General features: G+C 71.7%; 13 protein-coding genes. 8 read left to right on the plus strand and 5 right to left on the minus strand.

Annotated elements, in window-relative coordinates; translation table 11 throughout:
- Positions 1-126 precede the first annotated feature (126 nt).
- From Q8W71_RS18215 to Q8W71_RS18225, 3 genes are all read left to right on the plus strand, one after another.
- Complete coding sequence (locus tag Q8W71_RS18215) at positions 127-1,452, plus strand: O-antigen ligase family protein (protein ID WP_305526806.1); 1,326 nt, start codon at positions 127-129, stop codon at positions 1,450-1,452.
- A gap of 271 nt (positions 1,453-1,723) precedes the next feature.
- A complete protein-coding gene (locus Q8W71_RS18220; protein WP_305526807.1) occupies positions 1,724-2,002 on the plus strand; it encodes a type II toxin-antitoxin system TacA family antitoxin in 279 nt (92 codons plus the stop codon).
- Positions 1,999-2,526 carry a GNAT family N-acetyltransferase gene (locus Q8W71_RS18225; RefSeq protein ID WP_305526808.1) on the plus strand — a complete coding sequence of 176 codons (528 nt, stop codon included), beginning with the start codon at positions 1,999-2,001 and terminating at the stop codon, positions 2,524-2,526. Before Q8W71_RS18220 ends, Q8W71_RS18225 begins: the two co-directional genes overlap by 4 nt.
- Positions 2,527-2,554: 28 nt before the next feature.
- On the opposite strand, the gene Q8W71_RS18230 is transcribed toward Q8W71_RS18225, so the two are convergent.
- The 4 genes from Q8W71_RS18230 to uvrB all read right to left on the minus strand — a co-directional run bounded on the left by Q8W71_RS18230 (position 2,555) and on the right by uvrB (position 9,820).
- Positions 2,555-4,291 carry a pyrroloquinoline quinone-dependent dehydrogenase gene (locus tag Q8W71_RS18230; RefSeq protein WP_370875458.1) on the minus strand — a complete coding sequence of 579 codons (1,737 nt, stop codon included), beginning with the start codon at positions 4,289-4,291 and terminating at the stop codon, positions 2,555-2,557.
- A gap of 722 nt (positions 4,292-5,013) precedes the next feature.
- Positions 5,014-5,559, minus strand: coding sequence for an ankyrin repeat domain-containing protein (locus tag Q8W71_RS18235; protein ID WP_305526809.1), 546 nt, complete (start codon positions 5,557-5,559; stop codon positions 5,014-5,016).
- A gap of 70 nt (positions 5,560-5,629) precedes the next feature.
- Positions 5,630-6,964 carry an MFS transporter gene (locus Q8W71_RS18240; protein WP_305526810.1) on the minus strand — a complete coding sequence of 445 codons (1,335 nt, stop codon included), beginning with the start codon at positions 6,962-6,964 and terminating at the stop codon, positions 5,630-5,632.
- 168 nt (positions 6,965-7,132) lie between these two features.
- The gene (gene uvrB, locus Q8W71_RS18245) at positions 7,133-9,820 is read right to left on the minus strand and encodes an excinuclease ABC subunit UvrB (RefSeq protein ID WP_305526811.1); all 2,688 of its coding nucleotides are present in this window, start codon (positions 9,818-9,820) and stop codon (positions 7,133-7,135) included.
- A 112-nt stretch (positions 9,821-9,932) separates the two neighbouring features.
- Here uvrB and Q8W71_RS18250 point away from each other — a divergent pair, with 112 nt between their 5' ends.
- The 5 genes from Q8W71_RS18250 (at position 9,933) to Q8W71_RS18270 (ending at position 12,568) form a co-directional block, all read left to right on the plus strand.
- Positions 9,933-10,172: a type II toxin-antitoxin system Phd/YefM family antitoxin gene (locus Q8W71_RS18250; RefSeq protein ID WP_305526812.1), complete on the plus strand. Its 240-nt coding sequence runs from the start codon at positions 9,933-9,935 to the stop codon at positions 10,170-10,172.
- Positions 10,169-10,555 carry a type II toxin-antitoxin system VapC family toxin gene (locus tag Q8W71_RS18255; protein ID WP_305526813.1) on the plus strand — a complete coding sequence of 129 codons (387 nt, stop codon included), beginning with the start codon at positions 10,169-10,171 and terminating at the stop codon, positions 10,553-10,555. Before Q8W71_RS18250 ends, Q8W71_RS18255 begins: the two co-directional genes overlap by 4 nt.
- A 196-nt stretch (positions 10,556-10,751) precedes the next feature.
- A complete protein-coding gene (locus tag Q8W71_RS18260; protein WP_305526814.1) occupies positions 10,752-11,366 on the plus strand; it encodes a hypothetical protein in 615 nt (204 codons plus the stop codon).
- A complete protein-coding gene (locus Q8W71_RS18265; protein ID WP_305526815.1) occupies positions 11,353-11,742 on the plus strand; it encodes a transcriptional regulator in 390 nt (129 codons plus the stop codon). The genes Q8W71_RS18260 and Q8W71_RS18265 overlap by 14 nt, the downstream gene beginning before the upstream one ends.
- Positions 11,743-11,833: 91 nt before the next feature.
- Positions 11,834-12,568, plus strand: a complete 735-nt coding sequence (locus Q8W71_RS18270; protein ID WP_305526816.1) for a di-trans,poly-cis-decaprenylcistransferase — start codon at positions 11,834-11,836, stop codon at positions 12,566-12,568.
- 38 nt (positions 12,569-12,606) lie between these two features.
- Here Q8W71_RS18270 and Q8W71_RS18275 read toward each other — a convergent pair whose 3' ends face one another.
- Positions 12,607-13,482 carry a GNAT family N-acetyltransferase gene (locus Q8W71_RS18275; RefSeq protein WP_305526817.1) on the minus strand — a complete coding sequence of 292 codons (876 nt, stop codon included), beginning with the start codon at positions 13,480-13,482 and terminating at the stop codon, positions 12,607-12,609.
- Positions 13,483-13,552: the final 70 nt, after the last annotated feature.

A 13,552-nucleotide genomic window follows, 5' to 3' on the forward strand; every position in this document is an offset into this window, starting at 1 on the left:
CGCCTGTCGGCGCCGCTTCGGGGTTATGCTGTCGCGCTCTGCGCCGGGGCGGATGCCGGCTCGGCGCGGGAGAGCGCGTCGCGACGATGCGCCGGACCCGGCAGGCGGAGGGAAGACGGGGGCGGGATGGTGTCGTCGAGCGCGGCGATCCGGCGAACGGCCGGCCGGTCGGAGGGCGAGACGCGGACCCGCGACCTGCCGGACGCCGTGCGCGTCCTCCTCAACGGCGCGGTGCTCGTGCTGCTCTGGAACCACCTCTGGTTCAAGGACCTGAGCGACCGCTCGTCCCTCGCCGCCGCCGAGGGCGGCAGCCCGGTGACCCAGGCCCTGTTCCTCGCGGCCGGCGTCGGCATGGCGCTCGCCGTGTGGCGGATCGGCCTGCGCCACCTCCGCCCGCTCGCGACGCCGTCTCTCGCGCTCTGCGCCCTGTGGCTGGGGGCCACCAGCCTCCTGTCGGTGGACCCGATGCTGTCGCTGCGGCGGCTCACCCTGTTCGCCATCGCCGCGCTGCTGTCGGCGGGCGTGCTCGTGGTGGCGCGCTCGCCGCGGCAACTCGCCCTGACGCTCGCGGGCAGCGCCGGGGTGATCCTCGTGACCTGCTACCTCGCGGTGGCGCTCGTGCCGGATCTCGCCGTCCACTCGGCCTTCGACGTGAACGCCGATCCCGACCATGCCGGCCTGTGGCGCGGCACCTTCCCGCACAAGAACGACGCCAGCGCCGCGATGGTGATCCTGATCGTCGTCGGCCTCTACGTCGCCGCGGTGGCGAACCGCTGGCTCGGCTGGGCCGTGATCCTCCTCGCCGCCGGCTTCCTCGTGGCCAGCGGCTCGAAGACGGCGTTGCTGCTCCTGCCGGTGGTGCTCGCGGTGACAACCCTGTGCCGCCTGTTCACCGGCGGCGCGATGCGCAGCCTGCTGCTGGTCGGCCCGGTCGTCGCCTTCACGGTGGTCTCCGTGGGCTCGGTCCTCGTGCCGTCGATCGGCGACGCCCTCGGCGGGGTGATGCGCGACACGACCTTCACCGGCCGGACCCAGATCTGGGAGTTCGCGATCGACAACATCCTGGTCCGCCCGTGGCGGGGCTGGGGCATCGGCGCGTTCTGGATGACCGAGCGGACCATGTACGCGGGCTCGGAGGAGCTGACCTGGGTCAACACCGCCATCCACTCCCACAACGCCTATCTCGACACGGCGCTGATCGGCGGCCTGCCCTTCCTCGTCCTGACGCTCGCCGCCTTCGTGATCGCTCCCCTGCGCGACCTCCAGCGGGTCGCGGGCGGCCGCGGGCTCGATGCCGAGACGCTGCTGTTCTTGCGCCTGTGGTTCCTCGGCCTCGCCTCGGCCTCGTTCGAGACGGTGCTCTACAACGGCAACAGCGCCACCTGCTGCATGTTCATGATGGCGGTGTTCGGCCTGCGCCTGCGCACCCGCTACGCCGTCGCGGCGGAGTGAGCGGTCGCACATCGCGGGCCGGCACCGCGGTGCCGGCGCATCCTGCTCTCGCCTCTGCGGGCGAGCGGGGACGCAGGTTCGCTCGACCCGGTCTGTCTCCCGATACTCGCGTTCCGAAAGCGTGACGGCTGCTCGCCGAGGGCAGACATCCGTCGAAGAGGACGCGTGTTCCGACATTTCGTGGAAGCCGCGCGTGCGCCCACGAAGCGCGTCTCGTTGACGGGAAGGAGAGCGCGTACTACTTCAAGGCGTACAAACGGAAAGACGGCATATGCCTCGAGCTGTCATGGAAGAGAATCCCCGCATGAGCCTGCGGATCAGGCCCGAGCAGAAAGCACTGCTCGCCCGCGCGGCCGCGCTCCGGCAGACCGACCTCACGACCTTCGTCACCCGATCGGCTCTGCGTGAAGCGGAGATCGTCGTCGAAGAGGCGGAGCGCACCAAGCTGTCGGAACGCGACAGCCTGCTCGTGCTCGACCTCTTGGAAAATCCCCCACCGGCCAACGCCAAACTCCGCGCCGCCATTGCCGCCATGCCGAAGCTGCGATGACGTTGCCGGCTTGGCATGAGGAAGCGATCACCAGGGCACACGACCGAGCGTCGTTCGACTGCGGCGACACGGACTTGAACGTCTTCTTGCAGCGTTACGCTCGACAGAGCCACGAGTCCGGGGGCGCAAAGACGTTTCTCGCCATCGAGGACACCGACGACCGGACCATCCTCGGCTTCTACAGCATCGCCCCCGGCAGTCTCAGCCATGCCGACACCCCCGAGTTGGTGCGGCGCGGCCTCGCCAAGCATGACGTGCCGGGCTTCCGCCTCGCCCGTCTCGCCACGCAGACGCGGGTGCAAGGTCAGGGGCTTGGCGGGCAGCTACTCGGCGCGGTCGGGCGACGCTGCCTTCGCGTCGCGGCCGAAGTCGGGGGCGTGATGCTCATCATCGACGCCAAGAACGAGCGAGCGGCCGATTGGTATGCGGACTACGGCGCCGTGCCGCTCACTGACAAGCCGCTGACGCTCGCACTGTCGTTGGCGACTCTTCGATGCGAACTGGGCGCGGCCGGGCAGCTATAGCCCCGCGGCCTGCCGCCGTTCGGGCCGTTCACTCCGGCAGGGCGAAGACGACCAGCGCGTCGCCGGTGCCGAAGCCGGACGCCTTGGTGAAGGAGGCGCCGCCGGCCGCCACCGCCACGTACTGCCGGCCGTCCAGCGCGTAGGTCATCGCCGGGCCGCTGATCCCGGCGCCGCACTGGAAGCGCCAGAGGATCCGCCCCGTGTCGGCGTCGTGGGCGTCGAAGTGCCCGTCCTCCTCTCCGGAGAAGACGAGGCCGCCGGCCGTGGCGAGCGTGCCCCCCGACAGGCGGCTCGCGCCGCGCACGGACCACGCGATCGTCCCGCCCGCGGCGAGGTCGACGGCGGTGAGCGTGCTGAAGCTCGGCTCGCCCTTGGCCTCCCCCGTCTCGGTGTAGCGGATCTCCGGCCGCCCGCCCGCGGCCGGGACGGTCTTGACCGTGTAGGTGGTCGCCCCGTGCCGCACCTGCACGTAGGCCCGGCGGCCGTCATAGGCGGTGGGCGGCCAGGACACCGCCCCGAGGGGGCCGGGGGCGACGACGGTGCCCTGCGGGGTCGGCGGCGCGAACAGGTTCTTCTGCTCGACCAGCGGCGCGGAGCGCTCCAGCAGCTTCCCCGTGGCGCGGTCGTGGACGTAGATCCAGCCGGTCTTGCTCGCCGAGGCCACCGCCTTGGCGCCCCCGGGCATGTCCAGCAGGAAGGGCGGCGCGGCCACGTCGTAGCCCCACTCGTCGTGCGGCACCTGCTGGTAGTACCAGCGCAGCGCTCCGGTCTTCACGTCGAGCGCCACGAGGCACATCGTGTAGAGGTTGTCGCCCGGGCGGCTGAGGCCGAAATTCTGCGGCGCCGGGTTGCCGGTGCCGAGGAAGATCAGGCCGAGCGCCGGGTCGTAGGCCGGCGTCATCCACAGCGAGCCGCCGCCGACCCGCCACGCCTCGCGGTTGGCAGGCGCGGCCGCCTTTTCGGCGGCGATGTCCCGGTGCAGCGGCACCCCGTCCGCGGTCCGCTCGACGAAGCCGCCCTCCCAACCCTCGGAGGGTGTGACGTACCAGCGCCAGCGCTCCTCGCCGGTCCGCGCATCGTAGGCGGCGAGCCAGCCGCGCCGGCCGTAGCCGCCCTCGATCCCGACCACCGCGCCGCCGTCGAGGCCGCCGGCCTCGTCCTCGATGTGCAGGCCGTAGCCCGCCCCGGTGACGCCGACGATCACCGAGCCGTCGGCCACCAGCGGCGGCATCTTGAAGCCGAGCCGGCTCGACCCCTGGACCGGCTTGCCGCCGAGCTTGTCCGCCAGCCCCGACGCGGTCTCGCTCTCGCCCTCCTCCGGGCGCACCGCCTCCCGGTCCCAGACGATCCGGCCGGTCTTGGCGTCGAGGGCGATCACCCGCCCGTCCATCGTCGCCTGGTAGACGAGGCCGCCGGACACGGCCACGCCCCGGTTCGAGGGCGGCCCGAAGATCTTCTCCGTGCGCGGGCGGTGCGTGTAGGTCCAGAGCACCCGGCCGGTGCGCGCGTCGAGGGCGGCGACGTTGTTCTGCGTGGTCGAGAGATAGAGGGTTCCGTCGATCATCACCGGCTGCGCCTGGAAGTAGCCGGTCACCCCGCTCTGGAACATCCAGGCCGGGCGCAGCCGGGCCACGCTGCTCCGGTCGATCTGGGTCAGCTCCGAGAAGTTGCGGTTGCTGGGATCGTGGCCGAAGGCGGGCCAGTCGGTCTCCGCCGCCCGGGCACCGCCCGCGAGCAGGAGGCCCGCGGCTGCCAGGGTGCACAGGCGCGCGGCCGGGCCCCGGGGCTGCGACGGGCGCGCGGCGGCGCCCCGCGTCTCGGTCGGTTGCAGCACGGCGTCCCCTCCCCCACCTCTCGGTCCCGTTCCCTCGGGCGGCCTGCGGCGGAAGGCAAGAGCCTCACGCGGTTTGCGCCGCGCGCATCGCCCCGGGAGGGCGGCCCGGGTTATACCGGGTGAGTCGCGGGGACATGCGGGACGCCTCGCGCCGCGCAAGACCACTCGTCCCGCCGCATGGAGGAGTCACGTCATGGGCCTCATCCTCGCTCTGATCCTGATCGGTACGCCGCTCGGCCTCGCGGCCTACGAACTCATGCAGGCGCGCAACCTGCGCCCGCTCTGAGGGCCGGCCCAGAGTACACGACAGTCCGGGGTGCAGCCCCGCGGATCCCATCAGACCCCCTCATCCTGAGGCACCCCTTGCCGTGGCAAGGTGCCTCGAAGGAGCCTTCCAGAGAGCGCCGCGATCCCTGGAGCCCTCCTTCGAGGCCGCTCCGCGGCACCTCAGGATGAGGAACAGGGTCGGATGCGCCGCCCGGCACGCACTGTCGTGGGCCGTGGGGCCAGCCATCGCGCCGCCCGTCATCGCGAGCGGAGCGAGGCAATCCAGAGCCGCGCCGGCCGGCCGCGCGCTGCCCTGGGTCGCTTCGCCTCCGGCTCGCGATGACGGCGCGGGCGCGGCGAACCGGACGGGTCGGCCGAAGACGGGATCACGCACCGGCCGGCCGGGTCGCCGCGTCGAGCTGGGCCGGTGTGGCCTGCGCGCCCATCTGCCGGGCGAGGTCGGCCGCGCCCCGGCCGTCGGCGTCGCGCCGGTCCGGGTCGGCGCCGCGGGCGAGCAGCAGCGCGACCATCTCCGTGCGGTCGAACATCGCGGCGGTCATCAGCGCCGTGCGCGAGCCGCCGCCCGTGCCGTCGACCTGCGCGCCGTGATCGAGCAGAAGCCGGGCGACCGCGAGGTCGTTCTTGAAGGCGGCGCCGGCGAGCGGCGTCTGGCCGTGGTCGTTGGCGAGCTCCGGGTCGCCGCCGGCCTCCAGGATGGCGCGGGCGGCGGCCTCCTGGCCGTTGTAGGCGGCCAGCATCAGCAGGCTGTCACCCTTGTCGTTGCGCAGGTTCGCCGGCAGGCCCTGCCCGAACAGCTCGGCCAGTTCCTCGGCGTGGCCCATGCGGGCGTACTGGAAGACGCGGGCGGCGAAGGCCAGGGTCTCGTCGTCGAGGGCGGGCTTGGACCCGGGGGCGGGCTCGGGGGTGGTCATGCTCGGGCCGGAACGCGTGTGCGGGGACGCCCCCAAGATGGGGCGCCCGACGCGACCGTGAAGGCGGCCCTCAGCGCGAATCAATGTCCCGGTTGGTGTGGTCGGCGAGCAGCGCGGTGGCGATCAGGCTGATCACCGCGCAGATCGCGATGAAGGCGGCGATGGCGTAGCCGGAATGGGTCTGCGCGAGCAGCGCGGTCGCGATCAGCGGCGCCGGCCCGCCCGCGAGGATCGAGGCGAGCTGGTAGCCGAGGGAGGCGCCGCTGTAGCGCAGCCGCCCGGGGAAGCACTCGGCGATCAGGGCGGCCTGCGGCCCGTACATCAGGTCGTGCGGGACCAGCGACAGCACGATGGCGACGAAGACCAGCGGCGGCGACAGGGTTTGCAGCAGGGCGAAGTAGACGAAGGCGTAGAGTCCCGTGAGCGCCGCGCCGACCATGTAGATGCGGCGGCGCCCGAAGCGGTCGGACAGCCAGCCGCTCAGCGGGATCGTCACCAGCGAGACGAGCGACGCGCCGAGAACTGCGCTGAGCAGCAGGTCCCGCGACAGCTTCAGCTCGCCGACGCCGTAGCTGAACACGAACGCGGTGAAGATGTAGAACGGCGCCTGCTCGCCCATGCGCGCGAGCGCGGTGAGCACCACCTCCCGGGGGTGGCGGCGCAGCACCTCGGCCACCGGCGCGCGCTCGACGGAGCCCTTCTCCCTCACGGCGCGGAAGGCCGGCGTCTCCTGGATGCCGAGGCGGATCCAGAGGCCCAGCCCGACCAGCACGATGCTGATGGCGAAGGGGACCCGCCAGCCCCAGCTCGCGAAGCCGTCGCCGGACAGCGCGCTGAAGCCCAGCACCGCGAAGTTGGCGAGGAACAGGCCTGCCGGCACGCCGAGTTGCGGCCAGGAGGCGACGAAGCCGCGGTGCTGGTTGGTGCGGGCCCACTCCATCGCCAGCAGCACCGACCCGCCCCATTCCCCGCCGACGCCGATGCCCTGCACCACCCGCAGGATCGTGAGGATGACCGCGCCCCAGATGCCGATGATCTCGTAGCCCGGCACGAAGGCGACGAGGAACGTGGCGATCCCCATCAGCAGCAGCGTGGCGATCAGCGCCGACTTGCGGCCGATCCGGTCGCCGTAATGGCCGAAGATCGCCGCGCCCAAAGGCCGGGCGACGAAGCCGAGGGCGTAGACCGAGAAAGCCTCCAGCGTGCCGACCAGCCGGTCCGATTCCGGGAAGAACAGCTTGGCGAAGACGAGGCCGGTGACGGTGCTGTAGAGGAAGAAGTCGTACCACTCGATCGTCGTGCCGATCATGCCGGCGAGGATGGCGCGGCGGAGCTGGCCGCGGTGCTCCGCCTCGGACAGGGCCGACGCCGGACGCGTCGATGCGATGGTCCCGGTGACCGCCATGACGATCCTCCCCTGTGGGCTGCGCAGCCCGCGAGGGAGTAAAGAGTTTCCGGGGGTCGAAAGTCCAGTCTGATCTGTATCACGAAGTAGAAATACATTCTGAGCGCGTATCTCTCGCCCGTCTTCGCCTACAGCGGGTGTCAGTAATCTGTCGCCGGTGCGTAACGGTCAGCCGCGCCGCCGCCCGCCGCCGCCCTTGTACTTCGGCTTCTGCCCGCCGAGCCCCTGCGTCGAGCGCGGCTTGGGCCGCTCCTGCCAAGGCACGGCGGCAGCGGGCAGCTCCCGGTCGGTGCCGGGGCCCATGTCGTCGAGGTCGGGCGCGCTGATGCGGCTGCCGCCCGCCGGCCGCGGACGCTTGGCCCCGAACCGCCCGGCCTCGCGCTCCACGTCGCCCTGGCGGGCCATCGGGTCGTCGGCGACCATCAGCTCGGTGGCCTGGAGGCGCTTCAGCTCGTCGCGCAGGCGCGCCGCCTCCTCGAAGTCGAGATCGGCCGCGGCGGCGCGCATCCGCTTCTCGAGGTCGGCCATCACCGCCTTGAGGTTGTGGCCCACCGTCACCGCGTCCCGGGCCAGCCCGGTATCCACCTGCACGTGGTCGCGCTCGTAGACGCTGTTGAGGATGTCGCTGATCCCGCGCTTGACGCTCTGCGGGGTGATGCCGTGCTCCTCGTTGTAGGCGAGCTGCTTCTGGCGGCGCCGCTCGGTCTCGGCCATCGCCCGCTCCATCGAGCCGGTGACGGTGTCCGCGTAGAGGATGCAGCGCGCCTCGGCGTTGCGGGCGGCGCGGCCGATGGTCTGCACGAGCGAGGTCTCCGAGCGCAGAAACCCCTCCTTGTCGGCGTCGAGGATCGCCACCAGCGCGCATTCGGGGATGTCGAGCCCCTCGCGCAGCAGGTTGATGCCGATCAGCACGTCGAAGGCGCCGAGCCGCAGGTCGCGGATGATCTCGATCCGCTCCAGGGTGTCGATGTCCGAGTGCATGTAGCGCACCCGCACTGCGTTCTCGTGCAGGTACTCGGTCAGATCCTCGGCCATGCGCTTGGTCAGCGTCGTCACCAGCGTCCGGTAGCCGGACTGCGCCACGGCCCGGACCTCGCCCAGGAGGTCGTCGACCTGGGAGCGGGCCGGGCGCACCTCGATCACCGGATCGACGAGGCCCGTGGGGCGGATCACCTGCTCGGCGAAGACGCCGTCGGTCCGCTCCATCTCCCACTTACCGGGGGTGGCCGAGACGTGGACCGTCTGCGGGCGCATCGCGTCCCATTCCTCGAAGCGCAGGGGCCGGTTGTCGAGGCAGGAGGGCAGCCGGAAGCCGTACTCGGCGAGCGTCGCCTTCCGGCGGAAGTCGCCCCGGTACATGCCGCCGATCTGCGGCACGGTGACGTGGCTCTCGTCGGTGAAGACCAGGGCGTTGTCGGGCAGGTACTCGAACAGGGTCGGCGGCGGCTCGCCCGGCTTCCGGCCGGTAAGATACCGGGAATAATTCTCGATGCCGTTGCAGGAGCCGGTGGCCTCGATCATCTCGATGTCGAAGGTGCAGCGCTGGTCGATGCGCTGCGCCTCGATCAGCCGGCCCATCCGGGTCAGCTCCTCGATCCGGCCGGTCAGCTCGTGCTTGATGCCCTTGATCGCCTGCTGGAGCGTCGGGCGCGGCGTCACGTAGTGCGAGTTGGCGTAGATCTTCACGAATTTCAGCTCGGAGATCTTCTTGCCGGTCAGCGGGTCGAACTCGACGATGGATTCGACCTCGTCGCCGAACAGGCCGATGCGCCAGCCGCGATCCTCCAGGTGGGCGGGCCACAGCTCGATCACGTCGCCGCGCACCCGGAACGTGCCGCGGGCGAAGTCGGACTGGATGCGCTTGTACTGGAGCGCCACGAGATCGGCGACGAGCTGGCGCTGCTCGATGCGCTCGCCGAGGGTGACGGTGAACGACATCGCCGTGTAGGTCTCGACCGAGCCGATGCCGTAGATGCACGACACCGAGGCGACGATGATCACGTCGTCCCGCTCCAGCAGGGCGCGGGTGGCGGCGTGGCGCATCCGGTCGATCTGCTCGTTGATCGACGATTCCTTCTCGATGAACGTGTCCGAGCGCGGAACGTAGGCCTCCGGCTGGTAATAGTCGTAGTACGATACGAAATACTCGACCGCGTTGTCTGGGAAGAACGCCTTGAACTCGCCGTAGAGCTGCGCGGCGAGCGTCTTGTTCGGGGCGAGGATCAGGGCGGGGCGCTGGGTCTCCTCGATGATCTTGGCCATCGTGAAGGTCTTGCCCGAGCCGGTGACGCCGAGCAGCACTTGGTCGCGCTCGTGCGCCTGCACGCCCGCCACGAGGTCGGCGATGGCGGTGGGCTGGTCGCCGGCCGGGGTGAACTCGGACTTCAGCGTGAACGTCACGCCGCCCTCCGACTTCTGCGGGCGCTCCGGGCGGTGCGGCGTCCAGGTCTCCCCGCCCTTGAACAGCGGGTTGCCCTCTGTGAGCAGCCGTTCCAGCGCCGCGACGGTGGCCGAGGCGCCCTCGACCCCGACCGTCTCCGGTGCGGCCTGCGCCTCCGAGGCCGGACCGTCCTCCGGCGGCGTCAGCCCGAGCGCCTGGGCCAGCCGCGGGTCGATCGCCGCGTCGCCCACGGCGTAGCCCGCCTGCGGCGCCTCGCCGAAGCCGTCGCGGGCGATCTCGGACCGGCGCGTGGCGGCCTTCTTCGGCTTGCCCGCGGGCTTTCCCGGGCGCTCCGGCGCCGGCCGGTTCCGGTTCAGAGCGGGGTTGAGCAGCGCCGCGAGATGGGCGTCGAGGGGCTGCAACTCCGGCTTGTCGGCCTTGGCCGGGGCGACGCGCGGTTTCTTCGGTGCGGGCATGGGGGGAATATGGAGGCTGGTACGTTGGCAGGAAACCCGCTCGTGTCCTCGTGCCGCTTGTCCGCCCGCGACCGTCCGCATTACGTTCTGCGAACCGAAAGAGGGCCGCCTCATGAAGACAGTCAGCCTGGACGACGCGCGCGCGGACCTACCGAACCTCGTCGCGCGCGCCGCGCGCGGTGAGCCCTTCTTGATTACCGAGGCCGGACAACCTCTCGTGAAGGTCGAGGCTGCCGATCGTTCGCCGCCTGCGAGGCGTCGGCTGGGCAGCCTGGCCGGGCAATTTTCGGTGCCTGATGATTTCGACCGCATGGGGGAGGACGAGATCATCCGGCTCTTCGAGGGAACGTGAGACTTCTGCTCGATACGCACTTGCTGCTCTGGATCGTCACCGCACCCGGTAGGCTACCGTCGGGATGCGCCGCGCTGATCGAAGCGACGGCCGAGGAGGTATTCTTCAGCGCGGCGAGCATCTGGGAGGTGGCGATCAAGCAAGGGCTCGGCCGCACGAAGCTGCACGTCGACGCGGATCTGCTGCATCGCACGCTTCTCAGGGATGGGTTCATAGAACTTCCCGTCCTGAGCACACACGCGAGGGCCGTCGCCACCCTCCCCCCGCTCCACAAGGACCCGTTCGACCGCCTCCTCCTGGCGCAGGCGATCGTCGAGAACCTCACCCTGCTCACAGCCGACGCGACTTTGGCGCGCTATCCGGGGCCTGTCCGGCTCGCGTGAGCCGCGGCGCTCCGCTGCGGGCCTGTCGCCATCTTACAACTTCTACGCACAATCCGCCGCGTCCCGCGAGGATCCGTCGGGCACGCGCCGCGGTTTCGTACCGAAAGTTGCAGAATCGATCGTCCGCGGTGTCTTGCGGCCGGGACACCCGCCCGATACTTTGCAGTGCAAAGCACGCCGCGGTTCGAGGGGGCAGATGCACGATCTCGATAAGGCGCTGGCCGACATCGTGGCGATCCGATCGCAGATCGCGCGGGACACCACCTTCCGCGGCTTCGGCGCGGCGACGGTGGCGGCGACCGGCGGCGTCGCGCTGGCGACCGCGTGCGGGCAGGTCCTGTGGCTCGGCGACCCGATGGCGCGGCCGGGCCTGTTCTTCGGCGTGTGGATCGCGGCGGCGCTGCTCGCCTTCGCGATGATCGGCGTCGAGGCGGTGCGCCGCTCGCGCCGCCTGCATTCGGGCCTCGGCGACGCGATGGTGTGGAGCGCCATCGAGGTGTTCCTGCCGGCGGCCGGCGCCGGCGCCTGCCTCGCCCTGGTGATCGCCCGCTTCGCCCCCGAGGCAGTGTGGATGCTGCCGGGCCTGTGGCAGGTGCTGGTCGGCCTCGGGCTGTTCGCCGCGGCGCGGATGCTGCCGCGGGCGGTGCAGGGGGTCGGGGCGTGGTATCTGCTCGCCGGCCTCGCGGTCCTGGCCGTCTCGGCCGAGGGGCACGCGCTCTCGCCCTGGACGATGGGCCTGCCCTTCGCGGTCGGCCAAGCGTGGCTCGCCCTGGTCCTGCGCGGCGCCGGAGGCCCCGATGGCGATCTCTGACCGTGCCGCCGGCCGCTTCTCCTACGAGGGGCTCGACCGGGTGATCCACGAGAAGGCGCGCCTCAGCGTGCTCACCTCCCTGGTCGCCCATCCCAAGGGCCTCCCCTTCCCGGACCTCAAGCGCCTGTGCGGCCTGACCGACGGCAATCTCAGCCGCCACCTCGCGGTGCTCAGCGAGGCGGACCTCGTCAGCCTGGAGAAGGGCGTCGCCCAGAACCGGACCCAGACGGTCTGCCGGCTCACGGCCAACGGGCAGGCCCGGTTCCTCGACTATCTCGCGGTTCTGGAGCAGGTGGTGCGCGACGCTGCCAAAGGTGCCGACCGGGCCGCGGATTCCGGGCACCGCGGCCTCGATCCGGCCACGAAGCCGGCGTGAGAGGATCGGCGCGCCGGGGTCTGCCCCTACATCGCCCGTTAACCCTGTTTCGATAGCCCAGTCCGACACGCCTGCGCGCGGAGACTTTACGATGCAAAGCGAAGCGGAGCCCGGCGGCCGCCCGGCTGCCCTGCACGCCGCGATCATCATGGACGGCAACGGCCGCTGGGCGACCCGGCGCGGCCTGCCCCGCCTCGCCGGCCACCGCCGCGGGGTCGAGGCGATCCGGCGCACGGCCGAGGCGTGCCCGGACTTCGGGATCGGCACGCTGACCCTCTACGCCTTCTCCGCCGACAACTGGCAGCGCCCGGCCGACGAGGTCGGCGGATTGATGCGGCTGCTGCGCGCCTATCTCCGCAACGAGACGGCGCGTCTCGCCCGCACGGGCACCCGCCTCACCGTGGTGGGCCGCCGCGACCGGCTGCCCGCCGGCATCCCCGAAGCGATCGCCGCCGCCGAGGCTGCGACCGCCGCAGGCACGCGCCTGCACCTGCGGATCTGCGTGGACTACTCCGCCCGCGACGCGATCGTCGCCGCCGCCCGGCGTCTGCACGGAGAAGAGGTCTCGCGCGACGCCTTCGGCGCGCTGGTGGCCGGGGACCTGCACGGCTCGCCGGTGGAGGTCGACCTGCTGATCCGCACCGGCGGCGAGAAGCGCCTGTCCGACTTCCTGCTGTGGGAGGCGGCCTACGCCGAGCTGCACTTCACCGAGCGGATGTGGCCGGATTTCGGGCCGGAGGATCTCGCCGCGGCGGTATCCGACTTCTCGGCCCGCGACCGGCGGTTCGGCGGCCTGAAGGCCCCGGCAGTACCCGCGGCCGCCTGACGCGGGCGCCGGGATGCGGGCACCGGACGACGACGCCCCTACAGCCGCTTCTCGAAGAACAGGTCCGGGTAGGGATCGTCGTTGAACCGGTCGATCTCCGTCCAGCCGGTGGCCCGGTAGAGCGCGAGCGCCTCGGTCAGGGCGCTGTTGGAATCGAGGCGCAGGCGCGCGACGCCCAGTTCCCGGGCCGCGTCCTCGGTCGCCGCCATCAGGCGCCGAGCGAGGCCCAGCCCGCGGGCGCTCGGCGCGACCCACAGCCGCTTGATCTCCGCATGCGCGCCGCCGTCGCCCTTCAGGGCGACGCAGCCGATCGGCAAACCGTCCGACAGCGCGACCACGAAGGCGCCGCGCGGCGCCACCATGTCCGCCACCGCCGGATCGCGCGATGACGCGACGTCGAAGCCGCCCGAGAAGCGCGCGGCGAGTTCGGCGTAGTAGGCCCGCAGGCAGTGGACGGCGGCCGGGTCGTCGGGCGAGACCGTCCGCAGGACGATCCGCTCGCGGCCGAGCACTGTGGCGACGAGGTCCATGGCGGCGAGCAGCGCCTCCGGTCGCGGCGCCCGGCCCAGCACCTCCGCCGCCCGCGCGTCCGACAGCGCCTCGTAGGCCTCGAACTCGCTCCGGCCCACTCGCGTCAGCGTCGCGACTCGGCGCCGCCCGTCGCCCCGCTGCACCTGGGTGTCGACCAAGCCCTCGGCCTCCAGCCCGCGCAGCAGCCGGCTGAGCAGACCGGAGTCGAGGTTCAGCTCGTCGCGCAGCCCGGACAGGTCCGTCCGCCCCCGCCCGACGGCGTTCAGCACCCGCGCCACGCCGAGCGGCCGGCCGCGGCCGAGGAACGACTCGTCCAGCGCACCGACCTCACGGGTCACGGCCCGGCTGAAGCGGCGGAAGCGGGCGACGGCGTCGGCGGTCATGATCTCTGACCTAAGTCAGGCATCCCGCGCGATCAATCCCGGCAAGCGCTTGACGGGGCGGCCGCGGCGC

It is taken from the genome of Methylobacterium amylolyticum (assembly GCF_030700245.1).
Lineage (GTDB): Bacteria > Pseudomonadota > Alphaproteobacteria > Rhizobiales > Beijerinckiaceae > Methylobacterium.